Source organism: Achromobacter sp. RTa, from assembly GCF_000757485.1.
Taxonomy (GTDB): Bacteria; Pseudomonadota; Gammaproteobacteria; order Burkholderiales; family Burkholderiaceae_B; genus Achromobacter.
Genome location: NZ_JPYO01000027.1, coordinates 321,240 through 346,872 on the forward strand (window position 1 = coordinate 321,240; position 25,633 = coordinate 346,872).

General features: G+C 67.9%; 27 protein-coding genes. 11 read left to right on the plus strand and 16 right to left on the minus strand.

The annotated features are described in order from the left end of the window. Window positions 1-2 precede the first annotated feature (2 nt). From JL37_RS09565 to JL37_RS09575, 3 genes are read right to left on the minus strand one after another with little or no spacing between them, the layout of a single operon-like run. Complete coding sequence (locus JL37_RS09565; protein WP_043543595.1) at window positions 3-515, minus strand: carboxymuconolactone decarboxylase family protein; 513 nt, start codon at window positions 513-515, stop codon at window positions 3-5. A 23-nt stretch (window positions 516-538) separates the two neighbouring features. Next, window positions 539-1,360: an SDR family NAD(P)-dependent oxidoreductase gene (locus JL37_RS09570; protein WP_043543597.1), complete on the minus strand. Its 822-nt coding sequence runs from the start codon at window positions 1,358-1,360 to the stop codon at window positions 539-541. 13 nt (window positions 1,361-1,373) lie between these two features. Continuing rightward, the gene (locus JL37_RS09575) at window positions 1,374-2,168 is read right to left on the minus strand and encodes an SDR family NAD(P)-dependent oxidoreductase (RefSeq protein ID WP_043543598.1); all 795 of its coding nucleotides are present in this window, start codon (window positions 2,166-2,168) and stop codon (window positions 1,374-1,376) included. A gap of 92 nt (window positions 2,169-2,260) precedes the next feature. Between JL37_RS09575 and JL37_RS09580 the strand changes: the two genes are divergently transcribed. Then, window positions 2,261-3,190: a LysR family transcriptional regulator gene (locus JL37_RS09580; protein ID WP_052097029.1), complete on the plus strand. Its 930-nt coding sequence runs from the start codon at window positions 2,261-2,263 to the stop codon at window positions 3,188-3,190. Between the two features lie 26 nt (window positions 3,191-3,216). On the opposite strand, the gene JL37_RS09585 is transcribed toward JL37_RS09580, so the two are convergent. The 4 genes from JL37_RS09585 to JL37_RS09600 form a co-directional block, all read right to left on the minus strand. Further along, entirely contained in the window at window positions 3,217-3,546 is a 330-nt protein-coding gene (locus JL37_RS09585) for a YciI family protein (RefSeq protein ID WP_043543599.1), read from the minus strand. Window positions 3,547-3,578: 32 nt separating this feature from the next. Next, a complete protein-coding gene (locus JL37_RS09590; protein WP_156124256.1) occupies window positions 3,579-3,809 on the minus strand; it encodes a hypothetical protein in 231 nt (76 codons plus the stop codon). A 154-nt stretch (window positions 3,810-3,963) separates the two neighbouring features. Continuing rightward, the gene (locus JL37_RS09595) at window positions 3,964-5,118 is read right to left on the minus strand and encodes an NADH:flavin oxidoreductase (protein WP_052097031.1); all 1,155 of its coding nucleotides are present in this window, start codon (window positions 5,116-5,118) and stop codon (window positions 3,964-3,966) included. Window position 5,119: 1 nt separating this feature from the next. Next, window positions 5,120-5,515, minus strand: coding sequence for a RidA family protein (locus tag JL37_RS09600; protein ID WP_043543601.1), 396 nt, complete (start codon window positions 5,513-5,515; stop codon window positions 5,120-5,122). Between the two features lie 148 nt (window positions 5,516-5,663). On the opposite strand from JL37_RS09600, the gene JL37_RS09605 reads away from it, so the two are divergent. Together JL37_RS09605 and JL37_RS09610 are read left to right on the plus strand one after the other, a co-directional pair. After that, window positions 5,664-6,545, plus strand: a complete 882-nt coding sequence (locus JL37_RS09605; protein ID WP_043543602.1) for a LysR substrate-binding domain-containing protein — start codon at window positions 5,664-5,666, stop codon at window positions 6,543-6,545. A 79-nt stretch (window positions 6,546-6,624) separates the two neighbouring features. Continuing rightward, entirely contained in the window at window positions 6,625-6,969 is a 345-nt protein-coding gene (locus JL37_RS09610) for a hypothetical protein (RefSeq protein ID WP_156124257.1), read from the plus strand. A 41-nt stretch (window positions 6,970-7,010) separates the two neighbouring features. Here the strand turns inward: JL37_RS09610 and JL37_RS09615 are convergent, their stop codons facing one another. Genes JL37_RS09615 through JL37_RS09650 form a run of 8 tightly spaced genes read right to left on the minus strand, consistent with a single transcriptional unit; the run spans window position 7,011 to window position 13,845 of the window. Beyond that, window positions 7,011-7,337, minus strand: a complete 327-nt coding sequence (locus tag JL37_RS09615) for an NIPSNAP family protein (RefSeq protein WP_043543604.1) — start codon at window positions 7,335-7,337, stop codon at window positions 7,011-7,013. Continuing rightward, window positions 7,334-7,741, minus strand: coding sequence for a cupin domain-containing protein (locus tag JL37_RS09620; RefSeq protein ID WP_043543605.1), 408 nt, complete (start codon window positions 7,739-7,741; stop codon window positions 7,334-7,336). Before JL37_RS09620 ends, JL37_RS09615 begins: the two co-directional genes overlap by 4 nt. A gap of 14 nt (window positions 7,742-7,755) precedes the next feature. Then, window positions 7,756-8,649, minus strand: a complete 894-nt coding sequence (locus JL37_RS09625; RefSeq protein WP_043543606.1) for an NAD(P)-dependent oxidoreductase — start codon at window positions 8,647-8,649, stop codon at window positions 7,756-7,758. Between the two features lie 34 nt (window positions 8,650-8,683). Further along, window positions 8,684-9,427: an SDR family NAD(P)-dependent oxidoreductase gene (locus JL37_RS09630; protein WP_043543608.1), complete on the minus strand. Its 744-nt coding sequence runs from the start codon at window positions 9,425-9,427 to the stop codon at window positions 8,684-8,686. A gap of 27 nt (window positions 9,428-9,454) precedes the next feature. Further along, window positions 9,455-10,354 carry an NAD(P)-dependent oxidoreductase gene (locus JL37_RS09635; protein ID WP_043543609.1) on the minus strand — a complete coding sequence of 300 codons (900 nt, stop codon included), beginning with the start codon at window positions 10,352-10,354 and terminating at the stop codon, window positions 9,455-9,457. Window positions 10,355-10,390: 36 nt separating this feature from the next. Further along, window positions 10,391-11,374 carry a tripartite tricarboxylate transporter substrate binding protein gene (locus JL37_RS09640; protein WP_052097036.1) on the minus strand — a complete coding sequence of 328 codons (984 nt, stop codon included), beginning with the start codon at window positions 11,372-11,374 and terminating at the stop codon, window positions 10,391-10,393. A gap of 58 nt (window positions 11,375-11,432) precedes the next feature. Beyond that, entirely contained in the window at window positions 11,433-12,812 is a 1,380-nt protein-coding gene (locus JL37_RS29695) for an MmgE/PrpD family protein (protein WP_197064588.1), read from the minus strand. A gap of 34 nt (window positions 12,813-12,846) precedes the next feature. After that, a complete protein-coding gene (locus JL37_RS09650; protein ID WP_043543610.1) occupies window positions 12,847-13,845 on the minus strand; it encodes a tripartite tricarboxylate transporter substrate binding protein in 999 nt (332 codons plus the stop codon). Window positions 13,846-13,986: 141 nt separating this feature from the next. On the opposite strand from JL37_RS09650, the gene JL37_RS09655 reads away from it, so the two are divergent. Next, window positions 13,987-14,859 (plus strand): LysR substrate-binding domain-containing protein, encoded by an 873-nt coding sequence (locus JL37_RS09655; RefSeq protein ID WP_043543611.1) that lies wholly within the window; start codon window positions 13,987-13,989, stop codon window positions 14,857-14,859. 91 nt (window positions 14,860-14,950) lie between these two features. On the opposite strand, the gene JL37_RS09660 is transcribed toward JL37_RS09655, so the two are convergent. After that, entirely contained in the window at window positions 14,951-15,922 is a 972-nt protein-coding gene (locus JL37_RS09660) for a tripartite tricarboxylate transporter substrate binding protein (protein WP_043543612.1), read from the minus strand. A gap of 130 nt (window positions 15,923-16,052) precedes the next feature. Between JL37_RS09660 and JL37_RS09665 the strand changes: the two genes are divergently transcribed. The 7 genes from JL37_RS09665 (at window position 16,053) to JL37_RS09695 (ending at window position 25,413) form a co-directional block, all read left to right on the plus strand. Further along, a complete protein-coding gene (locus JL37_RS09665; protein WP_043543613.1) occupies window positions 16,053-16,997 on the plus strand; it encodes a LysR family transcriptional regulator in 945 nt (314 codons plus the stop codon). 124 nt (window positions 16,998-17,121) lie between these two features. Then, complete coding sequence (locus tag JL37_RS09670) at window positions 17,122-19,197, plus strand: hydantoinase/oxoprolinase family protein (protein ID WP_052097058.1); 2,076 nt, start codon at window positions 17,122-17,124, stop codon at window positions 19,195-19,197. A 10-nt stretch (window positions 19,198-19,207) separates the two neighbouring features. Continuing rightward, complete coding sequence (locus tag JL37_RS09675) at window positions 19,208-20,944, plus strand: hydantoinase B/oxoprolinase family protein (RefSeq protein ID WP_043543615.1); 1,737 nt, start codon at window positions 19,208-19,210, stop codon at window positions 20,942-20,944. Further along, complete coding sequence (locus JL37_RS09680; RefSeq protein ID WP_043543617.1) at window positions 20,941-22,626, plus strand: thiamine pyrophosphate-dependent enzyme; 1,686 nt, start codon at window positions 20,941-20,943, stop codon at window positions 22,624-22,626. The genes JL37_RS09675 and JL37_RS09680 overlap by 4 nt, the downstream gene beginning before the upstream one ends. After that, window positions 22,623-22,925: a (2Fe-2S)-binding protein gene (locus JL37_RS09685; protein ID WP_043543618.1), complete on the plus strand. Its 303-nt coding sequence runs from the start codon at window positions 22,623-22,625 to the stop codon at window positions 22,923-22,925. The genes JL37_RS09680 and JL37_RS09685 overlap by 4 nt, the downstream gene beginning before the upstream one ends. Beyond that, window positions 22,916-24,304 (plus strand): NAD(P)/FAD-dependent oxidoreductase, encoded by a 1,389-nt coding sequence (locus JL37_RS09690; protein WP_052097040.1) that lies wholly within the window; start codon window positions 22,916-22,918, stop codon window positions 24,302-24,304. Before JL37_RS09685 ends, JL37_RS09690 begins: the two co-directional genes overlap by 10 nt. Next, window positions 24,301-25,413: an FAD-binding oxidoreductase gene (locus JL37_RS09695; protein ID WP_043543619.1), complete on the plus strand. Its 1,113-nt coding sequence runs from the start codon at window positions 24,301-24,303 to the stop codon at window positions 25,411-25,413. Before JL37_RS09690 ends, JL37_RS09695 begins: the two co-directional genes overlap by 4 nt. Window positions 25,414-25,633: the final 220 nt, after the last annotated feature.

A 25,633-nucleotide genomic window follows, 5' to 3' on the forward strand; every position in this document is an offset into this window, starting at 1 on the left:
GTTCATTCGTGATCTATCTGGATCGCCTCCAGGAAACGCGACACCATGTTGTAGGCGGCCACCGTGGCCGTGATCTCCACGATCTCTTTGTCGTCGTAGGCCGCGCGCACCGCCGCGAACGTCGCGTCCCGGACCCGGATCTCGCGCGTCATCTCGTCGCAATACGCCATCGCCGCGCGCTCGCCCGCATCCAGCGGCGCGAAATCGCCGGCCTTCAGCCCCGCCACCTGGGCCTGGCTACACCCCGCCTGCAGGGCAATGGGCAGATGCTGCTCGAACTCGTAGTCGGCCTGGTTCAGCACCGCCACGCGCAGGATGAGCATCTCCCGAAGCCTGGCGTGCAGGCCGCTCTGCTGGCGTATCGCCGTGAGATAGGCCAGCCAGCCCTGCGCCACCGGCGGGCTGTTGAGCAGCATCCGGTAAAGATTCGGCAGGCTGGACCGTTCCCGTTCGATGCGTTCCACCAGCGGCTTCGTTTCCGGTTTGGTGATATCCGCGTAGTCAATGCGCGCCATCGTGATTTCCCTTTGAGTGATCTTCAGTCGCAACGGGCGCTCATGCCCCCATCCACTACCAGTTCGGTTCCCGTGATGAAACGCGCCTCGTCCGAGGCGAGAAAGAGCACGGCGTTGGCGGTATCCCGGCCGTCCCCGGAGAGCGGCAGCGGAATGCGCCGCCGCCGCCGTTCCAGCAAGGCCTCGATATCGCCTTCGGTCTGCTGGCCGGCCAGGAAGGCATCCACCAGCGGCGTATGCAATTGGCCGGGCAGGACGGTATTGATGCGCACGCCCTTTCTGGCGTACTCCACGCCCACGACCCGTCCAAACTGCATCACGCCGGCCTTGGCCGCCGCGTAGCCGACCTGCGGCGCGCCGGTCCAGCGTATGGCCGAGGTCGAGGACACATTGACCACCGCGCCGGCGCCCTGCGCCTCCATGATGGGCAGGACCTGCTGGCAGGTCATGAACACCGACGTCAGATTCAGGTCCAGCTGCCTGTGCCAATCGTCTTGCGACAGGGCAACCGGACCGCCGGGGATCGGGCCGCCCACGTTATTGACCAGAATGTCGATCCGGCCGTGGCGCTGGACCACCGCAGCGACCAGCGCCGCCACCTGGGCCGCGTCGCCGACGTCGCAGATGTGGGTATGAATGCGCGAACGGCACTCGCCCGCCAGTTCCAGGGTCTCCGGCAGCGATTCGGGCCGCTTGTCCACCGCCACCACCAGCGCGCCCTCCTGGGCGAAGCGCACGGCGATCGCGCGCCCATTGCCCCACCCCGGCCCCACGCAGCCCGCTCCGAAAACCAAGGCCACCTTGCCTGCCAGGCGCCCCGCGCCCGCTTGCTCGCATGTATTCATCAGCCGGCTCCGTTCAGCGCGTGGCCATGGTGATGCCGCCATCCACCACGATCTGCTGCCCCGTGATGTAGCGGCTTTCATCGCTGGCCAGGAAGGCCACGGCATGGGCCACGTCCCAGGCGTCGCCCATGCGTCCGGACGGCACCTGCGCGTGCCGGTGCGCCACGAAGCCGTCGTAATCGCCCTTGGCGTATTTCTGCGCCAGGCGTTCGACGAGCGGCGTGAACATCAATCCGGGCACCACCGAATTCAGCCGCACGCCATCGGCCGCATAGATGACGGCGGTGGTGGCCGTCATCTGCATCAGGGCCGCCTTCGCGGCCGCGTAGCCCACCTGGGGTTTGCCCGCATAGCGCAACCCGGCGATGGACGAAATGTTGATAATCGAGCCTCCACCGGCTCTCTTCATGAGGGGTATGACGTGCTTGCAGCACAGGAACGCGGACGTCAGATTCACCTGGATCTGGTCGTTCCAGAGGTCCTCCGTCATGGAGACCGGATCGCCTGGTTCCGAGCGGCCGACATTGTTGACCAGGATGTCGATGCGGCCATAGGTCTCGATGCAGGCCCGCGCCAGCTCCGCCACCTGCGCGCCATCCGTCACGTCGCACTGCCGGACCACGATCTTCCCGCCCTCGGCGGCCACCGCTTCGGCGGACTGGCGCGCCGCGTCGATATTCATATCGCAGCCGTAGATCGCCGCGCCCTGCCTGGCCAGGACCGCGGCGGCGGCCTTGCCATTGCCCCATCCTTCGCCCAGCGTTCCGCATCCGGTCACGAGGGCTACCTTTCCATCAAGACGAAACATCCCAGCTCCAGAGAAAGTCCGTGATGCAAAGGCTAAGGCAGCAAGGCGCCGAGGTTAAGTTCCAATTTGGACGGGATTGATAGACAAAAAGAATGAATCTGACGACGAGACAATTGCGCATCTTCGTGCTGCTGGCCGAAACGCTGAGTTTTCAGAGAACGGCCGAAATGCTGCACGTCACCCAGCCCACGCTGAGCAAACTGCTGAAGGAAACGGAAGAGACGCTGGGCGTCAAACTCTTCGAGCGCACCACCCGCATGGTGCGCCTGTCGCGCGAAGGCCAGGACATCCTGGACATCGCGCGCAAGATCACGGCGCTGCATGAAAAAGGCATGCTGGAACTGGAGCAGCGGCTGCGCGACCGCAACAACCGCGTAGCCGTCGCGGCCCTGCCCACGCTCGCGGCCTCGCTCATTCCCCTGTTGATCCAGAGCCTGGGGCGCCGGCAGCCGCGGATCCAGGTGGACGTGTTCGATCCCATCGCCAACGAAGCCCTGCAATTGCTGCGCGAGCGGCGCGTGGACATCGCGGTCACCACCAAGAACGACGTAGGCGCCTCGGACCTCGTCTACCAGGAACTGTTCACCGAACCCTTCGTGCTGTTTCACAGCGCCCAGGTCAAGCCGGACATCACGCATTGGGCGCCCGCGGAACTGGCTCGGCTGCCGCTCATCAGCATGCCGCCCGGCACCAGCGTGCGCGTCTTGACGGAACGCGCCTTCCAGGCCGCGTCCCAGCCCTTCCATCCCGTATATTCCCTGCGGGACCTGAACACCATCGCCCGCTTCGTGCAGCACAACTGCGGCATCGCGCTGCTGCCGGAGTCCTCGCTGGACAACGCCACGCAGCGCGGCGTGCGCAAGACCCGGCTGCAACAGGCGCTATCGCGCTCGGTAGGCATGTACATGCGCCGCGATGAGCAGCCCACCCGGCTGCTGCGCCTCACCCTGGATGAATTGCGCCGCCTGGGCCGGGACCGGCAGTCCCCGTCCGAAACCCGGCCGCGCCCGGCGCCGCGTTAGCCGGCAGCGAGCTTCACCCCGCCACGCTACGGCTGTTCCAGCGGCCACACCTCGACCACGCCATGCGCCACCGCGCAGGGCGTACGCGACACCATGTCCACCGCCTCTGCCAGGTCCGCCGCCTCGATGATGGCAAAGCCCGCCACCGGCAAGGGCGCCCCCATGAATGGACCATCCTCCGTAACCGCCCCGGCGGCGTCCGGATTGCGCACCTGCACCGGCTTGCCCGCGATGCCCATCAACACGCCGTCTTTCTGCAACTTCGCGTCGTGCGCATGCGCCGCGTTCCGGACGGCTATCGGGGTTCGGTCATACCCCTCGCGGGTTCCATATCCGATCGTCACGAACTTAGGCATGGGTGGTCTCCTTTTCGGATCTTCCGGGCGTATCACGCTGCCGGATCTTGAAGCGCGTACACCTTGGACCCGATCGGCAATTGCTTCTTTGTAATCGCCGGGGGCACGCTGAAGGGAGCGTGGCTCAGCGGCCTGCCCCGATCGATCATCTCGATGCCGGAGATGGTAGTGCCCAGTTCATCGCCGGCCGGCGTCACGATCAGCAGCGCCGTGCCCACGCGGACCCGCGCATCCGGCGCCAATGCGTGCGGGACTCCAGGCACGACTACGCATCCCCGTCCATTCAATTCAAACACGTCTTCGATTTCGCACAGATAGAGCATCGCGTTGGAGCCACAAGGACATTCGGGATACGTGCAACGATTTTCCTTGCATGGGCTCAACTTGTCGAGCGGCCGGCTTCGCGCATGTGCCGAGTCATTCCCGGCCGCGGCCCTCCCGATGCCGCGCCGCATTCTCCAGGTCGGCGATCGGCGCCAGCAGGCCTCGATCGAACGCCTCCAGCCTCGCACCGGCGCGCAGCCTTTCGGGCCAATCGGGATGCGTGAGCGCGCCGCGCCCCAGCGAAACGAAGTCGGCCTCGCCGCGCGCCATCAGACCATCCGCCTGCATCGCATCATGCAACGAGCCGTTCGCCAACACCGGAACCGGAACGTGCTCGCGCGCCAGCGCGGCAAGGCTGGGGCCTTGTTCACCAAAGGCGGGGCGCCATGCCTCGAACTCGGTCGTGTGCAGGTAATCGATGGGCAGCGCGCCCAGCGTACGGAAGATCCGGGCCGCGTCTTCTTCTCCGCCTGCCCACTTGTGCGTGAAGTCGTTGACCTTGCCTTGCGAACAGCGCACCCCCACGGCAAAGTGTTCCGACGCCTCCCGCCGGACAGCCCGGATGACTTCCCCCGTTAGGCGCAGGCGATTGTCCAGGCTGCCGCCGTAACGGTCCTCGCGCCTGTTGGTGTGCGCGGTGAGGAACTGGTCCAGCAGGTATCCATTGGCGCCGTGTATCTCCACTCCGTCGAACCCGGCTTCCTGCGCCCGGCGCGCGGCCAGGGCGTAGCCTTCTATCGCCTCGGCGATGTCCTCCTCCGACATCGCTTCGGGCATCCGGTAAGGCCCTTCGCCCCGATAAAAGACCATCTGCTGCCCCTTTGGCAATACGGCCGAGGGGCCCTTCGTCGTGCTGCGGTGGCGATTGCCCTGAGACAGCGCGCCCGCATGCATGAGTTGCGCGACGATGCGGCCGCCATGGGCATGCACACGGTCCACGACGACTCGCCACGCGTCGCGCTGCGCGTCGTCGGCCAGACCAGGCTGGAAGAGATAGCCTTGCGCGTAGGCCTTGTCCGTATAGATGCCTTCGGTGATCACCAGGCCGAAGCCGCCGGCAGCGAAGGCGGCGTAGTAATCGGCCATTTGCTGCGTGGCGCGGCCGTCCGCCGTGGCGCTGACCCGGGTCATGGGCGCGACGGCGAGACGGTTGGGCAGGCTCAGCGCCCTGCCCAACCGCAGCGGGGTGAACAGTCTGGCGTGCGCGGCCTGCGCATCGCCTGCCGGACGATCTGGCAGCGCGCTCATGTCAACGGCCCTCCTGCGGATGCACCGCCGCGATCGCCTCGATCTCTATCATGGCGGCGGGGTCGTAAAGCACCTTGATCTCCGCGATCGTGTCGGCCGGATAGGGAGCCGAAAAGAAGCGGCGGCGCAACGCCACCACGTCGTCGAAATGCCCCATGTCCGTAACGAAGATGGTGACCTTGATTACGTCCTTCAGGCTCGAACCGCCCGCCTCCAGCGCGCGCTGCAGATTCAGGAAAGCCTGCTCGCCTTGGGCAGGAAAACCGCCGGTAACGATCTTGCCGTCGTCGCCGGCGCCCGCCTGGCCGGAGATGAACAGCAGGTTTCCGAACCGGATGCCCTGCGAGAGCAGGAAGGGCTCGTAGTTGTCGGGCTGGGTGATGACACGTTGCAGCATGGTGCGAATTCCTTCACTTATGATTTATCGGAGGATCTGCATGAACAGCCGATCCATGCCTCTAATTTAGGAATGCCGCGCCCCTGTGACAAAGGTTCATTTGTCAGCTATAAGAAGAGATAAACTCATCCATACGCAGGTGCCGGCCATGCAACGCCGATTTCTCCCGCTCTCCGCGCTGCGCGCGTTCGAAGCCGCAGCGCGCCTGGGCAGTTTCAAGGCCGCCGCCGAAGAGCTGGCCGTTACGCCGACGGCCGTCAGCCACCAGATCCGCGCGCTGGAGGCGCAGACCGGGCTTGTGCTGTTCGATCGCCAGGTGCGCAAGGTATCGCTCACGGATGCAGGGGCGCAGCTCTACCCTGTCCTGCGCGACGGGTTCGATGCATTCGAAGCGGCGCTGGCGCGGTTGACGCAGCAGCGGACTCGGGTCCAGGTGGCCATCTCCGCGACGAATGCATTTACCGTGAAATGGCTGGTGCCGCGCATGGCCGACTTCCGCAGCCGGCATCCGGGCATCGACTTGCAGCTGCAGGCCAGCGACGACGTCGTAGACCTGCGGTCGGCGGCGGTCGACATCGCGATCCGCTATGGCCGGGGGCCGTATCCCGGCCTGGCCGTCGAGCCGCTGTTCACCGACCGGTTCGCGCCCGTCGCGAATCCGCGGCTGGGCATCAAGTCCCCGGAGGATCTGGCTGGTGCGCCATTGATCCGCTTCGACTGGCGGCGCCCCCAGCCGGAGAACCCCACCTGGGAACGCTGGTTCACGGTCGCGCAGTTGCCGCAGCCCAGCGAAACGGGCCAATTGCGCTTTTCCGATGAAGGACACGCAATACAGGCGGCCGTCGCCGGCCATGGCGTTGCACTGGTCAGCCTGGCCTTGATCGCCGAAGAACTGGAAGCCGGCCACCTCGTGCAGCCTTTCGGGCCGGTGATAGACGGCCACACCTATCACCTGGCCATGTACGCCGGCCGTCCTCCCTCGGCGCCCGTCCAGGCCGTTGCGGACTGGCTGCGTGCCCAGGCCGCGTAGTCATACTGGTAAGATCATCCGTCCCCCGTACCTTCGTTTTCCACCCGGGAACCCTGATTTTTCGCCTGCCAGGCACTCCATGCGAAATACCCGCCGCTCGAATACCGGATTGATCATCGCTATCGTGGCGGGCTTCGCCCTGGCGTTCGCGCTGCTGGGCGGGCTTAGCATCGGATTCTCGGCGCCGGCCCTCGCTCTCCTGTCCGTTGCGGGCGCGCTGTTCGGCGCCATCGCCGCGCCGGAGATCGAACCCCGGGCCTTCCGTCGTCCGGTCCTGTGGCAAATCGGCTTCGCCGTCGCCGGCTGCCTGCTGGTCGCCGCCCTGCTGGGCGCGGACGCCGAAGGCTATGGGCTGGCGGTGGCGCTAGGCCTCATCCTGGGTTTCTTCGCCCCGTCCTGGATCAAGCATCTGACCTTGCCATGAGCGCCCGTCCGGCGGGCGAGCAAGACCCCGGGTCAAGCCGGTCAGCGCAGGGGTGAATAGTCTGTCGGGCTGAGGAAGAAGTTCTCGATGCGCTCCACGATGGGCCTCTCGGCCTCGCTGGCGGCACGCTTGGCGATCCACTCGGGATCGGCCTGGAAGGCATTCCATTTGCGCTCGCGCTCCGCCAGGCTTTCCCATTGCAGCATGTAGGTCAGGGCATGGTTGCTGGGGCCCGCCAGCGTCGTCCAGAACCCCAGGGGCTGGATGCCGTGCTTCTTAAAAAAGCCCAGCGTCGCCGTGCTGAACCGTTCGTGCAGCGCCGGCAGCCGCCCGGGCAGGCAGTGGTAGATACGTGTTTCGATGATCATGGTTGCTCCATGGCGCCGCGCCCTGCGCGCGCATAGTCGGCCTCCGGCAGCGCTTCCTGCCAGTCGGCCTTGCCCAGAGAAATGGCCAGATGGGCCATGAAGGTATCGGCGGCGGCGCCGTGCCAGTGCCGCTCGTGCGGCCGTATCCACACCACGTCGCCCTGGCGGATCGCCTGGGGCGTCTCGCCTTCGACACAGATCCAGCCGCGGCCCGAGGTCACGTGCAGGACCTGCCCGTGCTCATGCGTGTGCCAGAAGGTGCGCGCGCCCGGCGAAAAAAACACGTGGTTGATGCCGACGTTGTCCGCCGCAGGCATGACCGGATCGGCCCAGACCACGCCGGAGAATGTCGCGCTGCGCTGTTCAGAAGGCTTGCCTTCGTCCCTGCCATGAAAGACTTGCATCAAAGCTCCTTGGTTCAAATGGATTGCAGGCGGACGCCGCCCGACACGTCGCCGATGGCGTCCACCACGCGATTGCTGATCTGGTCGCCATAGCCCAGCGCCGTGGCCAGGCCGAAGCTGGCCACGGGGCCGGCCGCATTCAGCGAGGCCACTCCCAGCTCGCGCACCATGTCCACATACAGCACCACATCCTTGCTCATCAGCTTGCTGGTCAATCCCCCCTCGAGGTAGTTGCCATCGACGATGAAGGGAAAGCGGTTGAGCGAGGCGAAGTTCACCCCGCTGCTGCTATTGATCACATCAAGCAGGCGATGCAGGTCCAGCCCGGCCTTTTTGCCCGCCACCATGACCTCGGCCGTAGCGGCCAGGCTGACCGCGTTCAGGAAATTGTTGAGCAGCTTGGTGGCGTGCCCCGCGCCGCTTCCGCCCATGGTCACGACCTTGGCGCTGATCGGTTCGAACGCCCAGCCGACGGCCTCGATCGCCCCGGTATCGCCTCCCACCATCAAAGTCAGCGCGCCCTTCTCCGCCGCGGCCGCGCCGCCCGATATCCCGGCATCGACGTACCGCACGCCGCGCCCGGCGAAGCGCGCGTGCAGGCGCACGGTTGAGCTGACCGCCGCCGTGCTCAGGTCGATCACAATCTGGCCCTGCCGGCAGTGCTCCAGGACGCCGCCCGGGCCCTCGGCCACGGACTCCACCGCTTTGCTGTCGGGCAGCGACAGCATGACGACGTCGGCGTATTCCATGACCTCGCGGATCGTCGCGGCCGGCTCGGCGCCGGCCGCCGCCGCGCGCGCCGGATCGCTGTCATGCCCGCGCACGGCAATCCCCGCGCCGACCAGCCGCCGCGCCATCCGGCCGCCCATATTGCCCAGGCCGATGAAGCCGACACGTTTCCTGTCCATCTGCTTTCTCCTTTGCCCGGGAGCCGCCCGGGCGCTAATAACCCTGGACGGTCATCGCTCCGTCCACCTTGAGCGTGATGCCGGCCACCGTCGCGCTCGATTCCGATGCCAGGAACACCGCCGCATCGGCCACGTCGGCGCCGGTAGCCAGGCGGTTCAATGGCGTGCGGCGGCGGCGCGCGGCCCAGCCCTCCTGGGAAATCACCGAACTCGCGCCCGGCGTGACGACGGGTCCCGGCGCCAGCGCGTTGACGCGGATGCCGTGGCCGCCAAGCTCCACGGCCTGTTGCCGGGTCAGAGCGTCCAGAGCCCCCTTGATGGCGCTGTAGACCCCCGCCCGGGAAATCGACACCGATACCGCCACCGACGACAGGTTGATCACTGCGCCGCCGCCACGCGCGATCAGATGCGGGGTGGCGGCCTGCAGCGACCAGAGCGCCCCCTTCAGGCCCACGTCCAGCATCTTGCCGACTTCGTCCTCCGGCATGTCGACCAAGGGCGCATAGAAGAAATACGCCGCGTTGTTGACCAGGATGTCCAGGCCTCCCGCTTCGCCCGCATAGGCGTCGACCACACGCAAGACCTGCTTGCGGTCGCGTATGTCGCATGCCAGCGGCCGCGCGCCCGGCACATCGCGCGCGGCCTCGGCCAGCAACGCTTCGTCGATATCCAGCAGCCCTACCCTGGCGCCTTCGCGCGCATAGGCCCGCGCGATCTCTCGGCCGATGCCGCCCGCGCCCCCGGTGATGATCGCCACCTTGCCTTCCAGCACTCCCATGACGCCTCCTTGTTCTGCCGACGGCTGTTACTGCCTGGCGCGGACCTTCACGCCCGCCCAGTCCTCGACCACGCGGGCCACGTCGGCATAGTCGGCGTCCTGGCCGCGGATGGCGGTGGTCATCACCAGCATCTCGCGCACCGATGAGCCCACTACCATGGGCACGCCGTGGCGTTCGGCCTCTTCCAGGCACAGGCGCACATCCTTGTGCGCCAGCCGCGCGGCGAACCCCACGTTGAAGGTGCCTGTCAGCACGGCCTTGGGAAACTTCTCCATGGTGGCCGAGTTCCGCCCGGACCCCGCGTTGATGACGTCGATCATGACGCTGGGATCCAGGCCGGCCTTCACCCCCAGCGCCATGGCTTCGGAGGTGATCGCCACGGCGGTGGCCGACAGCAGGTTGTTGGCCAGCTTCATCACCTGGGCCTGCCCGGCTTCGGAGCCCAGATAGAAGGGCTTGCCGAAATGGCCCAGCACCTTCGCCAGCGCCTCGTAGCGCGCCGGCGGGCAAGCAACCATGACCGCCAGGGTGCCGCGCTCGGCGCCGGTCGGCCCGCCGCTGATCGGGGCGTCCACGTAGTCGATGCCGTGGGCGGCAAGCGTGCCGAACGCTCGGCGCGCCGCCGCCGGCCCGATGGTCGACAGGTCCACCACGCATTTGGCGCGGCTGGCCCGCGCCAGCCCCCGCTCGCCTTCCAGCACCTGCTCCACCGCCTTGCCGTCGGGCAGGCTCAGGAAGACCACGTCGGCCGCGTCGCCCACGGCCCGCGCGCTATCGTGCGCCACGGTGCCGCGGGCCGCCAACTGCTGGCGCACGGCGGGGTTGCTGTCGGCCACGTGCAGCGAGTAGCCGGCATCGAGCAGGCGCCCCGCCATGGGGCCGCCCATATTGCCCAATCCGATGAATCCGTAAATCGTCTCGCTCATCTTTCCATCCTCGAGATATGCCGCTGGCGGCGGGGGTTAGCGGGCCTGCAGGCCGATCTGCCTGGCCAGCTCGGCAAACTGTTTCTGATCGCGCTGGAGCACGCGGGAAAAGGCCTCGGGGCTGCGGTCCCCGGCCGAGGGAATCTGCGCGGCAAGGCTGTCGATGCGGGCGCGGAAATCAGGCGACTGGACCGCCTCGGTCAAGGCCTGGGCCAGCTTGTCGACCACGGCCTTGGGCGTGCCCTTGGGCGCCACCAGCCCATTCCAGATCTGCAGATCGAACTGAGGCACGCCGCCCTCGGCGAAGGTCGGCACGTCCGGCATCTGGGGCAAGCGCTCTTTGGATGCCACGGCGATGGCCTTGATCTGCTTACCCCGGTGCAAGGGCAGCATGGTGACCGTCTGGTCCAGCACCGACTGTATGGTGCCGCCCATCAGGTCGGTAATGGCCGGCCCCGAGCCCCGGTACTGCACCAGCTCGGCCTGCACGCCCGCCATCTGCAGGAACATCGCCTCGGCCAGGTGGGCGGTGGTGCCCGGGCCGCCGGAACCGAAGTTCAGCTTGAGTTCGCCGCTGCGCATGCCCGTCAGCATGGAGGGCAGGTCCTGGATGCCGCTCTGGTTGCTCACGCTGAGCACCATGGGCACATTGGCGATAGTGCCTACCGCGGTCGTATCCTTGACGATGTCCAGGCCGGCCTTGGGATACAACAGCGGGATCAGCACCATGGATTGATTGCTGAACATCAAGGTGTAGCCGTCCGGCGCCGACCTGGAAAGCCGCTGGAAGGCCAGCAGCCCGCCCGCGCCGGTGACGTTCTCCACCACGAAAGTGGTCTTGGTGGCCTTGCCCAGTTCGCTGGCGATCAAGCGGGCCAGCGCGTCCAGGCTGCCGCCCGGCGCCACCCCCACCATGATGGTGACGGACTTCGACGGGAAATTCTCCTCGGCCTTGGCCGCCTGGCCCGCGCCCAGGCAAAGGGCGATGCCGGCAAGCGCGGATACGATGCGTCGTTTCATGTTGTCTCCTCTCTATGGGACGGCCTTTGCGGCCTTGTGCCTCGGTGGAAAAAGCGGTTCAGCGCCGGCTCAGCAACCCCGCCAGCGTGCGGACGGAGTCCGTCCTGTCCAACTGCGCGATGGCCTCCAGGCAGGCTCCGGCCGTTCCCGCCGGCAGGCCCGCCAGCGGAAAGAGCTGCAGGAACTTGGCCTCCACGTCGCGCCAGTCGATGCCGCGCGCGCCGGAGCCGCGCGGCGCCCGGCAGGTGGCGCGATGCGCTGCGCCGTCCCGCATGTGTATCGTCACCGTGCCGCCGTGCCGGTGCGGAAAACGATCCGGCAGGGGCGGCGGGTCCGGGTCGAATTCGACCTTGTCCTGCAACGCTGCAATCACCGGGTCGGCCATCCTGGCCACGTCCATGTGCTCCCAGCGGAAGCCGTCGTCGGCAATCGACGCGGCCACGAAATACGGCAGGCTATGCGCCGCGTCCACCAGATTGCGCGGATGGGGCTCGCCCTTGAAATTGGTCCACTGCACGGCTGCCGACACGACGATGCGCGCGATGCCGTCCGGTTGGACGGCGCCGGCGCGCGCAGCCTCGGCCGCCGCCTCGGCGGTTGCGTGGAAGGGGTGTGCGCCCGGCATGAGCTTGATGGCCATGTCGGTCACGATGTCCCAGGACGCGCCCCACTCGCGCGTGATGTCCTCGCGCGCCTGCCCTCCCAGGGCATCGAGCATGCCGCGCGGCTGCTCCAGCACGCCCAGCTCTCCCTCGAATCCCCGCTGCGCCGCGAGCGCGGCGGCGATGCCGGCGCTTGCCGCCTGGCCGGCGTGATATTCCCGCGCGCAGCTGGTGTCGGCCGCAATCGCCATGCCGCTGGCCGAGGTCGCGGAAAGCGCGATGGCGTGGGCCAGCCGCGGCGCGTCCAGGCGCAAAAGCAGGCCCGCGGCGACGCAAGCGCCGAACACCGTGGACCACGACCCATGAAACCCCCGCTGCATGCGGCCCGGCGTCAGGGATTCGTCGATGCGCCCGGCGACTTCATAGCCCAGCACCATCGCGGCCAGCACGTCCCTGCCGCTTGCGCCCTCGCGTTCGCCCACCGCCAGCGCCACGCTGGAAACAATGGTGCCGATGTGCGCGATGCTGCGCATGTCGCTGTCGTCCGACGCCGCCGCATCGCTGGCCGCCGCATTGGCGCGCGCAGCGCTGGCCAGCGGCAGGCGGCCTCCGTCGAACCACAGGCCTGCCGCGGGCGTGCCGCCATCGGCCAGCGCGAGCTCGCGGATGATGCGGGCGGATTCGATGCCGTAGCCCATGGAGGCGCTGGCCAAAGTGCTGGCCAGGCTCATCTTGGCGTGCTCGATGGCCAGCGCCGGCAGCGCGTCGGCGGGCGTGGACAGGACGAAGTCAGCCAGTTGGCGCGCCAAGGGGCGGGCCAAGGAGGGGGATTGCACAGGTAGATTCCTTGACGAAAGCGTTGCGCCGGCATCACTGCGCGGCAGTTCCCAGTTCCTTGAGGACAGGGACCCATTTGGCGAGGTCCTGGCGCACCAGGGCCTCGAAATCCGCGGGCTTGGGAAGCGGCATGCCGGGCAAGGTGAAGCCCTGGCCGATCAACTTTTCACGCAACGCGGCCTGGCTCATGACCTTGTCCAGGGCTGTGTACAGGCGCGTCGAAACGTCGGCCGGCAGCGCCGCCGGGCCGACCAGCCCCCACCAGAGGGTGACGGAGTAGTCCTTCAAGCCGCTCTCCTGCAGCGTGGGCACCTCCGGCAGCAAGGTGGAGCGCTTGGGCCCGGTGACGGCCAGCGCCCTGAGCTTGCCCGCCTTCACCAGGCCGATGGCCACGGGCAGGTTGTACAAACCCATATCCACATCGCCGCTGATGATGGCGCTCAGGCCCTGGGGCGCGCCGGTATAGGGCACGTGCATCAGCGGTTTGTCCAGGTACTGCGACACGGTAGCGCCGGCGATGTGGTGGCTGGTTCCCACCCCGCTGGAAGAAAACCGGAAAGCCTCCGGAGGCTTGGCCTTGATGTCGGCCAGCAAGGCGGGCGCATTTCGATAGGGCGACTTCTCGGCCACGACCAGCAGATTCTGCACGTCGGCGATCTCGCCGATGAAGCTGAAATCCTTTACCGAGTCGTAGCCCGGCTCTCGATAAAGCACCTGGTTGTTGACGAAGGTCCCCTGCGCCGCAATGCCCAAGGTATAGCCATCCGGCTTGGCGCGGGCGATATCCGCCGTGCCGATGGTGCCGCCCGCGCCGGCCTTGTTGTCCACTACCAGCGGCTGGCCCAGTTCGTCGGCCAGGGCCGACGCCACGACGCGCGACAACGTATCGGCCGCGCTGCCCGCCGCGAAAGGCACGATCAACCGGATGGAACGTTCCGGATAGGCCGCCTGGGCGCCCCCGCCCCACAATGCCGCGCAGAAAATGGGCAGCAATGCGCAGATGCCTGCCTTGCGCCGATAAAACCCGCTCATTCCGTCTCCTCCTTGCCGCGGCCCGACAGGACATCGCGCCCGGACACTTGATTTAGTTTTGTCGTACAAGGCAGACTGTAGGCGGGTTCTCCTCAGGCGTCTGTCGAAACTTATTCTTTTAATGTTTAGTTAATTTCAACAATGCACAAGCTCAGAAATCGTCTCGGCCCGCTCCGGGTGCTGGACGCCGTGTATCGGAGCGGCGGCGTCGGCCGGGCCGCCGAGGTTCTGCATGTCACCCCCGGCGCCGTCAGCCACCAGGTGCGCCGGCTGGAAACTGAACTGGGCGTGCAACTGGTGCAAAAAGACGGCCGCGACATCGCCTTCACCGCGGTCGGAGCCGAGCTGGCGCTACAGGCGGGAGAACTTTTCGATCAGTTGGAAGGCGTGCTGGCCAAGGCGGCCGAAGCGGGCGCCAATCGGCGCATCCGCGTCAAGGTCATCCCCAGTTTCGCCATCAAGTGGCTTATGCCCCGGCTGGGTTCGCTGTACCTGCGGCATGGCGACATCGACATAGAAATCGCCACGGTCTCGCGCGCCGACGACACCGAGCTGCACAACGCCGACTTCGTCGTGCGTTGCGGCGGCGGCGACTGGCCGGGACTGCGCGCCGACCTGCTGTTCTCCGATGAACTCGTGCTGGCCTGCTCGCCCGCGCTGGCCAAGCGGCTGCGCGGCCCCGAAGACGTGCTGGGCGAAACCTTGCTCAAATCCATGATCGCCCCCGATTGCTGGGACCGTTGGCTACAGTCCGCGGGCCTGGCCGCAAGCGGAGACACCCGCTTCATTCCGCTGGCCAACGCCGTCCTGTGCCTGCAGGCCGCGACCGAAGGGCTGGGCATCGCGGTCACCCAGCGGGCCTACATCACCCAGGATTTCGCCGCCGGCCACCTGGTCCAGCCCCTGCCCCAGGCCGCGCGCAGCAGCAATGGCTACTACCTGGTCAGCAACCCCGCGCGGGCCAGCGGCCCGCCCTTCAGCCTTTTTTCCGATTGGCTGATCAGCGTGAAGTGAGGGCGCGGGGAGCGAAGCATGGCGCAATGCCGCTGGATTGGGAACCAGGCCTACAGCTTCGCCGTCTACGCAAGCAATCGCGGCAACGCCGTCACATCGGCTTCAGGTCGACCTCTTTGGCGATCTTGCCGAAGGTTTCCAGGTCGCTCTTCACCCGCGCCGTGGTTTCAGCCGGCGTGGACACGCGCGGGATCATGGCCAGGTCCAGCAGGCGTTGCTTCATTTCCGGCTTGGCGAACTCGCGCGCCAGGGCCTGCTGAATCTTGTCGACGATCTCGTCCGGCGTGCCCTTGGGCGCGGCCAGGCCGAACCAGGCGACCGCGGAGAACCCTGGCAGGCCGGCTTCCGGCGCGGTAGGCACGTCCGGCAAGGCCGCCACGCGCTCCGGGTTGGTGACGAACAAAGGCCGCACCTTGCCGGCCTTGATGAAGGGCGTCTGCACGCCGGTGTTGTCCAGCACGGCGTCGATGTGGCCGCCCAGCAGGTCGTTCATGGCCGGGCTGCTGCCCTTGTAGGGCACGATGTTGACCTGCATGCCGGCGGCGCGCGCGAACATGAGCTGGGTCAGGTGCTGCTGGGTGCCCAGGCCGGCATTGCCGAAGGTGATCTTGTTCGGGTTCTTGCGGCCGTACTCGATGAATTCCTGCAGGTTCTTTGCGGGAAACTCGTTATTCGTGACCACCACGAAAGGCAGGTCCACCAGCACCGTGATTTGCTTGAAGTCTTCCAGCGGTTTGTAGCGCAGCTTGTAGACGTAGGGATTGACGGCCATGGTGCCGCTGGCGGTGAGCGCCAGCGTGTAGCCGTCGGGCTCGGCGCGCGAAACGAACTCGGTGCCCAGCACGCCGCCGGCGCCCGGCTTGGCCTCGACGATGGCCGGTTTGCCCAGTTCGGTCTGCAGAGCCTGCGCCGCAAAGCGCGCCAGCATATCGGCGGATCCGCCCGTCGCGTACGGCAGGACGATCGTGATCGGCTTGCTGGGATAGGAATCCGCGGCCATCGCGGGCGCGGCGATCCCGGCCGCCAGACAGGCAGCGGCCAGAGTTTTCAGGTGCTTGACCATCAATGATTTCCCCTCGTGGTGTAACGACTGCGCTTGCACCCGGGGAAGATTAAGCGGTCCCACGTTATATGGCTAATCAACAATTAAAATAGATCTCTATCACCAAAGTTGATAATCACCTGAGACTGCGATGCTGACCTCGATGGACCTGAACCTGCTGCGCATCTTCGACGCGGTCATGACCGAACGCAACGTCACACGCGCGGCCTCGGCGCTGCACATGACGCAGCCTGCGGTCAGCAATGCCATCAACCGGCTGCGCCTGACCTTGAAGGATCCCCTGTTCGTGAAAATCCAGGGCGGGGTGCTGCCCACCCAGCGCGCCGAGCTGCTGTGGCCCCCAATCCGAGACGCGCTGGCCCGCATTGCCGACACGCTGGAACGCAACGATTTCGATCCGGCGCGCTCCGAGGCCGTGTTCCGCATGGCCATGTCCGACTATGTGGCGGATCAGGTCATCCGGCCGCTGTTCGTGGAGCAGCAGACCGTGGCGCCCAATGTGCGCATTCACCTCCATCCCTACTCGCTCGACAATGCCGGCGTGCTGCTGGAAAAAGGCGAAGTCGACATGGCGGCCGGCGTGTATTCGAACTTCGGCTCGTCGCTGCGCACCTTGCCGCTGGAAACGTTGACCTACGTCTGCGCCATGCGCAAGGGGCACCCGCTGCTGGCGCAGCCGCGCTTCACGCTGGACAGTTTCCTGCGCGCGCGCCACCTGATGGTCAGCCTGCTGGGCACGCCCACCCTGATCGACCACGAACTCGCGCCCCACGGCTACAAGCGCAATGTGGTGCTCACCATCAACCAGTTCGCGCTGGCCCCGCGCCTATTGGCCGAGACCGACCTGATCTGCGTGGTGCCCCTGAACACCGTGCGCAACAGCCCCTACAGCCATCTGCTGGAAGCGGTCGAAGCTCCTTTTCCGTTCGCGCCGCGCACCGTCAACCTGATCTGGCACGAGCGCTCGGACAATATCCCCGCGCATCGCTGGCTGCGCGAAGAGATCCTCAAGGTCTGCCAGGCGCAAGGGATGGTGTTCGACCAGGCCCAGCCTGCGGAGTCGCATTCGTACTGATAAATCATTCACAACAGTGATAATCACTGATACCAATCTTTGATTAGACCGAATGATGGTGCATCAATAGCATTCTGGTCATCCCACTCCCGGCGCCTTGGGCGCCAGCATCCTGGAGACCAGCGTGACCCAGACCGCATCCGCCCCGGGCGCCCGCCGTTTTCGCGTCGGCTTCGACGTAGGCGGCACGTTCACCGATTTCACCCTGCTTGCCGAGCACACCGGCGAGCTGCATTATTTCAAGGTGCCTTCGACGCCGCACGATCCGTCCGAGGCCATTCAGGCAGGCCTGGCCCACCTGATCCGCGAATACGAGATCGCCGGCTCCGAACTGGCGCACGTGGGCCACGGCACCACGGTGGCCACCAACATGGTGATCGAGCGTCGAGGCTCGCGCTGCGCACTGGTCACCACGCGCGGCTTTCGTGACGTGCTGGAGATCGGCCGGCAGACGCGCCCCCACCTGTACGATTACAACGTCACCAAGCCGCAGCCGCTGGCGCCGCGCGAGTGGCGTTTCGAAGTGACCGAGCGCATCGGCGCCGACGGCTCCGTGCTACAGGCGCTGGACGAGGACGAGGTGGTGGCGGTGGCGCGCGAACTGGCCGCGGCCCGCGTCGAATCGGTCGCCATCTGCTTCATGCACAGCTACCGCAACAATGCGCATGAACGCCGCACCCGCGACATCCTGGCCGAACATCTGCCGGGCGTCTACCTGAGCGTGTCCAGCGAGATCCTGCCGGAGTTCCGCGAATACGAACGCATGTCCACCACCGCGCTCAATGCCTATGTGGGCCCGCGCATGGCCGGCTACATGCGCAATCTGGTGAGCTCCGTGCGCGGCATGGGCGTGGCCGCCGAGCCGACCACGGTGCACTCCAACGGAGGCCTGATGTCGGTGGAATCGGTGCTCACGGCCCCTGTACGCACCTGCGTGTCGGGCCCGGCCGCCGGCGTGATCGGCGCAACCGAGCTGGGCCGCGTGGCCGGCCTGCCCAACCTGATCACCTTCGACGTGGGCGGCACCAGCACCGACGTGTCGCTGGTGGCCGAGCTGCGGCCGCTGTTCACTTCCAGCCGCCTGGTGGCCGACTATCCGGTCAAGACCCAGATGGTGGACGTGCACGTCATCGGCGCTGGCGGCGGCAGCATCGCGCGCATCGATGACGCGGGCGCGCTCAAGGTCGGCCCGCAGAGCGCGGGCGCGGTTCCTGGCCCCATCGCCTACAACCGCGGCGGCCAGGTCGTGACCATCACCGACGCCCACGTCGTGCTGGGCCGCCTGAATCCGGTCGCATTGCTGGAAGGCCGCATGGCCGTGCATGCGCGCCAGGCGCGCGAGGCGCTGGAAGCGCAGATCGCCCGCCCGCTGGGACTGAGCGTCGAGGAAGCCGCCTACGGCATCCTGCGCATCGCCAACTCCAACATGGCGCGCGCGGTGCGCGCGGTCTCCACCGAACGAGGTCATGACATCCGCAAGTTCGCGCTGTGCGCCTTCGGCGGCGCGGGCGGCCTGCATGCCGCCGAACTGGCGCGGGACTGCGGCATAAGCACCCTGCTGATTCCGCAGGAGCCCGGCACCATGTGCGCGCGCGGCATCCTGCTGTCCGACATTTCCATGGACTTCGTGCAGACGCTGATGGCTCACGCCACCGCCAGCGGCTGGACGGCGGTGCAGGAAGCGCTGGAAACCCTGGCCGGCAAGGCGCGGGCCTGGCTGTCCAGCGAGGGCGTGAACGTCTCGGAACAGCGCCTGTCCGCCGTGATCGACGCGCGCTATCAGGGTCAGAACTTCGAGATCGCCGTACCGCTGGACGGCATGAGGTTGATGCCGCTGGACGAGTTCGTCGCGGCATTCAGCGCGGCGCACGTGCGCGAATACGGCTATGACGCCGCCGGCCGTCCGGTGGAGATCGTCAATTGCCGGGTGCGCGCCACCGGCCTGGTGCCGCGCGCGCCCCTGGCCCGCGTGCAGGGCGGCGACAGCGTGGCCGGCGCCCTGAAGGAACGCCGCAACGTGTACTTCGAGGGTTCGGGCTGGGTGGACACGCCCATCCTGCGCCGCGCCTTGCTGCCGGTGGACACGCCGGTGAACGGGCCGGCCGTGATCGAGGAAATGAGCTCGACCACCGTCGTGCTGCCGGGCCAGCAGGCGCGCGCCGACGAATACGGCAACCTCGTCGTCAACCTCAATATCTAAGGCGAACGCCATGAGCACCCCATCGACATCCGCCTCCGGCACGGACGCTTTCGACCCCATTGAAATGGAGGTCTTCAGCAACCGCCTGCTGTCCATTACCGAAGAAATGGGCAACACGCTGATCCGCTCCTCTTTTTCGACCAACATCAAAGAACGCAAGGACTGCTCCGTGGCGCTGTTCGACGCCGCTGGACGCCTGGTGGCGCAGGCCGCCCACGTGCCCGTCCACCTGGGATCGCTGTCCGGCGGCATCGACGCCGTGCTGCGGCGCTATGGCGCGGCCGGCGTGCGTCCCGGCGACGCCTTCCTGTGCAATGACGCCTATCTGGCCGGCGGCACTCACGCGCCGGACATCACTGTCATCACGCCTATCTTCCACGACGGCGTGCTGCGCTTCTTCGCAGCCAACATCGGCCACCATACCGACGTGGGCGGCGCGGTCCCCGGCTCCACCTCGCACCATCTGAAGACGGTGTGGGAGGAAGGCATCAGGCTACCCGCCATGCGCATCGTGCGCGAGGGAGAGCTGGACATGGACCTGCTGGAGATGATCGCGCACAACACGCGCGAGCCGGACAACCGGATGCACGACATCCGCGCCCAGATCGCCACCAACGACAAAGGCGCCAGGCTGATGCTGGAACTGGTGCAGCAATCCGGCCTGCATACCGTGCTGTCCGCCATCGACAGCATCATGGTGTACACGGAACGGCGCCTGCGCAACCGGATCGCGCAGCTGCCGTCCGGCACCTACACCTTCACCGAGCGCATGGACGACGACGGCATGGGCGGCGACCCCGTCACCATCCAGGCCAACGTGCAGGCGCGCGACGGACAGCTCCATGTGGATTTCACGGGCACCAGCAAGCAGGCGCGCGGCGCCTTCAACCTGCCCGCCAGCGCCCTGAACGCCAGCGTCTACTTCGCCGTGAAGGCCATGCTCGACCCCGAGCTCATGCCCAACAACGGCCTGTTCCAGCCCATCACCATCACCGCCCCCGAGGGCACCATTACCAACCCGCGCTTTCCGGCGGCGGTAGGCGCGCGTGTCACCACCGCGCAGCGCGTAGCCGGCACCGTGATCGGCGCACTGGGCCAGCTGCTGCCGCCCGACCGCGCCATGGCCTCGTGCAACGACGTCATGCCTTCCATGCTGTTCTCCGTGCCCATGCAGGACGGCAAGGGCACCTTCGTCTACCTGGAGACGCTCGGCGGCGGCGCGGGCGGACGCGCGCAGGGCGACGGCATGGACGGCATACAGGTGCACGTAACCAATACCTCCAACCTGCCCGCCGAAGCGCTGGAGATCGAGTACCCCCTGCTGGTCGAAGAATACGCACTGGTCAACGACAGCGGCGGCGCGGGACGCCACCGCGGCGGCATGGGCATCGCACGCCAGATCCGTTCGCTGCACGACCAGTTGATCTGCACCATCCGCTGCGACGCCGCGCTATTCGGCGCCGCCGGCCTGAACGGCGGCCTGACGGGAGGCACCTCGCGCGTGGTGCAGAACCCCGGCCGCGAAGACGAGCAGCGCCTGCCCAACAAGATCGCCGGCCACGCCTTGGCCAGCGGCCAGTCCGTGCGCCTGGAGACGCCCGGAGGCGGCGGCTACGGCGCCCCGGCCGAACGCGGCGCGGCCGCCATCCGCAACGACTTGCTGGGCGGCAAGGTCAGCAGGGCCGCGGCGGAACGCGATTACGGCGCGGAGCTCGTGGCCCGCGCCCTGCAAGGAGACGCGGCATGAGCGCGCCGGCCCCGGGCGTCCGCAGCGGCGGCGAACTGCTGGTCGCGCAGTTGCAGGCCTATGGCGTGGAGCGTGTGTTCATGGTGCCGGGCGAGAGCTTCCTGCCCTGCATCGACGCGCTCTACGCCCGACGCGGCGCAATCGAAGCGGTAGTCTGCCGCCAGGAGGGCGGCGCCGCCTACATGGCCGAGGCGCACGGCAAGCTGACCGGCCAGCCGGGCATCTGCTTCGTCTCGCGCGGTCCAGGCGCGACCAATGCGGCGATCGGCGTGCACACGGCAAGGGAAGACTCCACGCCCATGATCCTGTTCATCGGCCAGGTCGGCGGCGATACCGCCGACCGCCAGTGCTTCCAGGAAGTGGACTACCGCGCCATGTACGCGCCCCTGGCGAAATGGGTGGCGCAGATCGAACGGGCCGACCGCATTCCCGAATACCTGGCGCGCGCCTGGGCGATCGCAACTAGCGGCCGGCCGGGGCCCGTGGTCCTCTCCTTGCCCGAAGACATGCTGTCCAGCGTCGCCGACGTAGCCTTGGCCGCCCCGCCGCAGCCGCCCTGCGCCCGTCCGGCAGACGCAGACATGCTGCGCCTGCGTGAACTGCTGGAAGCCGCAGAACGCCCCTTGCTGCTGCTGGGCGGGTCGCGCTGGCCGGCGGCCGCGCGCGAAGCCGTGCGCGACTTCGCGTTGCGCTTCGACCTGCCCGTGGCCACTGCGTGGCGCCGCCTGGAATTGTTCGACAACGATCATCCCAATTTCGTGGGCCAGGTCAGCGCCAGCATGCCCGCGCACCAGAAGCGCGCCGTCATGGACAGCGATCTGGTCATCGCGCTGGGCACGCGCCTGTGCGAGCCGACGACCATCAACTATGAATGGTTGGCCACTCCCACTCCGCGCCAGACCCTGGTCCACATCCACCCGGACGCCAACGAGATCGGGCGGCTGTGCACCCCGGCGCTGGGCATGGTCGCCAGCGTGGATGGCTTCGCGCTGGCCGCCGCCGGACTCACGCCGACGCCGGGCTGGCGGCCTCGCCGCCGCGGCGCCGACGCGGTGGCCGCGGCGCCTGAGCTGCCGCCCACCCCTGGCCCGCTGGACCTGAACGCGGCGGCGCGCCACGTCGCGGCCATGCTGCCGCGGCATTCCTGCGTCACCGTCGGCGCGGGCAACTATGCGCTCTACGCGCACCGGCATATCGCCTTCAAGGGGCCGGGCAGCCAGCTCGCGCCCGCCGTCGGCGCCATGGGCTACGGCCTGCCCGCGGCCATCGCGGCCAAGCTGCGCGACCGCGCTGCGGCCGTGGTCTGCTTCGCTGGCGACGGCTGTTTCCAGATGACCATGCAGGAACTGGCCACCGCAGTCCAGTACCGGCTGGGCATCGTGGTGCTGGTCTTCAACAACGGCCTGTTCGGCACCATCCGCCTGCATCAGGAACGCGCCTATCCCGGACGCGCCCTGGCGACGGAACTGATCAACCCCGATTTCGCGCGGCTGGCGCAAAGCTACGGCGGCTACGGCGCCACGGTCGAGCGCACGGAGGATTTCGCGCCGGTCTACGACGCCGCGCTGGCATACGCGGGGGAGCATCGCCTGCCGGCCATCGTGGAGCTGCGCTACGACGCCGACATCATCCTGCCCGACCGCACCCTGTCGCAACTGCGCCGCGCGGAGACCGCCGCATGAAGCCGCTGCTGCGCCGTGTGTCGGCGCCCGCCTCGGCGCCGCTGAGCCTGACCTGGAACGGCCTGCCGTTGCAGGCCCATGAAGGCGACACCGTGCTGACGGCGCTGCTGCTGGCCTCGCAGCAATTGCGCGTCACGCTGGGCGAAGGCGCGCCGCGCGCCGGCTTCTGCCTGATGGGCGCGTGCCAGGACTGCTGGGTGCAGACGGCGAACGGCGCGCGCCTGCGCGCCTGTTCCACCGCAGCCCAAGACGGCATGGAGCTGCTCAGCGCCCAGCCCGGAGAACTCGCATGCAAATGAATCCGCCCGACGCCGACGACGCGCCGCGCATGGTGGTGGTCGGCGCGGGCCCCGCGGGCGTACGCGCCGCGCAGACGCTGCTGCGCCACGGCTTGCGGCCAGTGATCGTCGACGAAGCCGCCTTGCCCGGCGGTCAGATCTATCGCCAAAGCCCAACGCCACGCGGCGCCGCGCGCCAGCGCTATGGCTTCGAATGGAAGCGTGCGCAAGCCATCCACGCGGCGGGCGCGGATCTTGCCGCCCGCGCCGACTACCGGGCTGCTACCGCTGTGTGGAACGCCTCGCCGGGCATCCTGGACCTGGTCCGCGACGGCGAATTGCAAACTCTGCCCTACTCCCGCCTGCTGCTCGCCACCGGCGCCACCGACCGCGTGCTTCCCTTCGCAGGCTGGACGCTGCCCGGCGTCTACTCGCTGGGCGGCGCGCAGATCGCGCTGAAGAGCCAGGGCTGCACGTTCGGGCCGCGCATCGTGTTCGCCGGCACCGGTCCCTTGCTTTATCTGGTCGCCTACCAATACGCGCGCGCCGGCGCCCAGGTTCAAGCCGTGCTGGATTGCGCGCCCCTGGGCGGACAGGCTCGCGCCACGCCGGCCCTGTTGAGCCAACCCGGCATGCTGGCCAAGGGCCTGTACTACCTGGGGTGGCTGCGCGCCCACGGCGTACCCGTGCACCATGGAGCACGGCTGGACGCGGCCGAGGGCGCGGGCCGCGTCGAGAGCGCGCTTGCAACCTTGGACGGCAAGTCGCACGCCATCCCTTGCGACGCGCTCGCGGTCGGCCACGGACTACGCGCGGAAACGCAGCTGGCAGACTTGCTGGACTGCGCCTTCGACTTCGACGCGACACAGCGCGCCTGGCTCCCGCGCCGCGATCCCGACGGCCGCAGCTCGGCGGCTGGCGTCTACCTCGCCGGTGACGGCGCAGGCATAGGCGGCGCCATCCTGGCCGAGCTTGCTGGCGAACGCGCCGCGCTGGCCATGCTGGCCGACAGCGGCATCGCGGTCAGCGCTGCCCGGGTACGGTGGCTGGCCCGCCGCCAAGCGCGCTGGGCGCGGTTTCGGCGCGGCCTGGACCGGGCCTTTCCCCTGCCCGGCGCGGGTGCCGCCTGCGACGACTCGGTCATGGTCTGCCGCTGCGAGGAAGTGCGTGCCGGCGCGTTGCGCGCCGCAGCCGCGCAATACGCCATCGACGACCTCAACCGGCTGAAGGCGCTGACTCGCATCGGCATGGGACTGTGCCAGGGGCGCATGTGCCAGACGGGCGCGGCCGAACTGCTTGCCGACTGCCGTGGACTGGCCTTGGCGGACATAGGACGCCTGCGCGGCCAGGCGCCGGTCAAACCCCTGAATCTGGCCATGCTAGGCAAGGTGGAACCATGAACCCGCTGCACACCGAAGTCGCCATCATTGGCGCCGGCCTGGTGGGAGCCAGCGCCGCCCTGGCGCTGCGCCGCCTGGGTGTCGCCACGGCGCTGGTCGACAGCGGCGCGAGCGGCGCACGCGCCAGCGGCGTCAACTTCGGCGGCGTGCGCCGGCAAGGACGCTCGATCGAACAGCTTTACCTGGCGCAACGCGCGCACGGCATCTGGTCGCGCCTGCCGGAACTGATCGGCACCGATGCGGAATACGTGCGCAGCGGCCACCTGAAACTGGCGCGCTCCGAGTCCGACCTGGAAAAGCTCCGCGCCTACCGCGACAAAGTCAGCGACTTCGACCTGGGCCTGGAACTCATCGACGCAGCCGAGCTGCGCCGCCGTTTTCCCGCGCTGGGGCCGGGCCTTGCCGGAGGCTCGCTGTGCCCGCAGGATGGCCAGGCCAATCCGCGCCTGGTCGCGCCCGCCTTCGCCCGCGCCGCCGCTCGCGCCGGCGCCAGCCTGCTCGAACACTGCGCCATCGCGCAGGCGGACACCCGGGGCGGCGACTTCCTGCTGACCGCCGCCGACGGCCGGCGCATACGCGCCGCCACGGTCATCAATGCCGCGGGCGCCTGGGGCGCGGCGGTGGCCCGCTGGTTCGGCGACGACCTGCCCTTGCAGGTCAAGTATCCGACCATGCTGGTCACCGAGCCGCTCACCCCCCAGATCGGCGTGTCGCTGGGCGTGGAAGGCGGCGGCTTCTATGCCCGCCAGGTCGCGCGCGGCAACGTCGTCATGGGCGGCGGCTACGGCAACGCGCTGCCGGGAGACCGCAGCCGGCCCGGCCGCGCCGCGCTCGCCGAACTCGGCCGCACCGCTCCGTCCGTATTGCCCGCGCTGGCCTGCGCCAGCGTGATTCGCTGCTGGTCCGGCATCGAAGGCTATTTTGCCGACAAGAACCCCGTCATCGGCTTCAGCCCGCGAACGCCGCGCCTGCTGCATGCCTTCGGCTTCTCGGGTGGAGGTTTTCAGATCGCGCCGGCCGTGGGCGAGGTCATCGCCGAGATGGCGACGGGGCGCGGCGGCCTGATGATGGCGGAAAAGTTCTCGGCCGCCCGCTGGGGCGCCGCCTAGCCGCACCACGGTTCCCGCGCCCAGCCCGGCTCAACTGCGGGGTTGTACGAGAGTTGTACGGGGATGAGGCCTGCCGCTTCAGCCCGGCTCCTGCGCGGGAAAAGAGCCCCCACGCCACGCAGGCTTCGCCTGCTTGCTGCCCCCCAAGGGGGCGTTTTTGTCTTGGGACGGCCCAGCGACAAAAAAGAGCCCCCACGCCACGCAGGCTTCGCCTGCTTGC

Excerpts from the sequence above, each read along its gene's own strand:
- JL37_RS09580 (WP_052097029.1), top strand. The coding sequence starts at position 2,261 with ATGAATCTGACGACGAGACAATTGCGCATCTTCGTGCTGCTGGCCGAA.
- JL37_RS09625 (WP_043543606.1), bottom strand. The coding sequence starts at position 8,649 with ATGGACAGGAAACGTGTCGGCTTCATCGGCCTGGGCAATATGGGCGGC.
- JL37_RS09595 (WP_052097031.1), bottom strand. The coding sequence starts at position 5,118 with ATGAGCGCGCTGCCAGATCGTCCGGCAGGCGATGCGCAGGCCGCGCAC.
- JL37_RS09680 (WP_043543617.1), top strand. The coding sequence starts at position 20,941 with ATGAGCGCGCCGGCCCCGGGCGTCCGCAGCGGCGGCGAACTGCTGGTC.
- JL37_RS09640 (WP_052097036.1), bottom strand. The coding sequence starts at position 11,374 with ATGAAACGACGCATCGTATCCGCGCTTGCCGGCATCGCCCTTTGCCTG.
- JL37_RS09655 (WP_043543611.1), top strand. The coding sequence starts at position 13,987 with ATGCACAAGCTCAGAAATCGTCTCGGCCCGCTCCGGGTGCTGGACGCC.
- JL37_RS09650 (WP_043543610.1), bottom strand. The coding sequence starts at position 13,845 with ATGAGCGGGTTTTATCGGCGCAAGGCAGGCATCTGCGCATTGCTGCCC.
- JL37_RS09665 (WP_043543613.1), top strand. The coding sequence starts at position 16,053 with ATGCTGACCTCGATGGACCTGAACCTGCTGCGCATCTTCGACGCGGTC.
- JL37_RS09565 (WP_043543595.1), bottom strand. The coding sequence starts at position 515 with ATGGCGCGCATTGACTACGCGGATATCACCAAACCGGAAACGAAGCCG.
- JL37_RS09570 (WP_043543597.1), bottom strand. The coding sequence starts at position 1,360 with ATGAATACATGCGAGCAAGCGGGCGCGGGGCGCCTGGCAGGCAAGGTG.
- JL37_RS09690 (WP_052097040.1), top strand. The coding sequence starts at position 22,916 with ATGCAAATGAATCCGCCCGACGCCGACGACGCGCCGCGCATGGTGGTG.
- JL37_RS09605 (WP_043543602.1), top strand. The coding sequence starts at position 5,664 with ATGCAACGCCGATTTCTCCCGCTCTCCGCGCTGCGCGCGTTCGAAGCC.
- JL37_RS09685 (WP_043543618.1), top strand. The coding sequence starts at position 22,623 with ATGAAGCCGCTGCTGCGCCGTGTGTCGGCGCCCGCCTCGGCGCCGCTG.
- JL37_RS09600 (WP_043543601.1), bottom strand. The coding sequence starts at position 5,515 with ATGCTGCAACGTGTCATCACCCAGCCCGACAACTACGAGCCCTTCCTG.
- JL37_RS09630 (WP_043543608.1), bottom strand. The coding sequence starts at position 9,427 with ATGGGAGTGCTGGAAGGCAAGGTGGCGATCATCACCGGGGGCGCGGGC.
- JL37_RS09660 (WP_043543612.1), bottom strand. The coding sequence starts at position 15,922 with ATGGTCAAGCACCTGAAAACTCTGGCCGCTGCCTGTCTGGCGGCCGGG.
- JL37_RS09610 (WP_156124257.1), top strand. The coding sequence starts at position 6,625 with ATGCGAAATACCCGCCGCTCGAATACCGGATTGATCATCGCTATCGTG.
- JL37_RS09575 (WP_043543598.1), bottom strand. The coding sequence starts at position 2,168 with ATGTTTCGTCTTGATGGAAAGGTAGCCCTCGTGACCGGATGCGGAACG.
- JL37_RS09585 (WP_043543599.1), bottom strand. The coding sequence starts at position 3,546 with ATGCCTAAGTTCGTGACGATCGGATATGGAACCCGCGAGGGGTATGAC.
- JL37_RS09615 (WP_043543604.1), bottom strand. The coding sequence starts at position 7,337 with ATGATCATCGAAACACGTATCTACCACTGCCTGCCCGGGCGGCTGCCG.
- JL37_RS09675 (WP_043543615.1), top strand. The coding sequence starts at position 19,208 with ATGAGCACCCCATCGACATCCGCCTCCGGCACGGACGCTTTCGACCCC.
- JL37_RS09635 (WP_043543609.1), bottom strand. The coding sequence starts at position 10,354 with ATGAGCGAGACGATTTACGGATTCATCGGATTGGGCAATATGGGCGGC.
- JL37_RS09620 (WP_043543605.1), bottom strand. The coding sequence starts at position 7,741 with ATGCAAGTCTTTCATGGCAGGGACGAAGGCAAGCCTTCTGAACAGCGC.
- JL37_RS09695 (WP_043543619.1), top strand. The coding sequence starts at position 24,301 with ATGAACCCGCTGCACACCGAAGTCGCCATCATTGGCGCCGGCCTGGTG.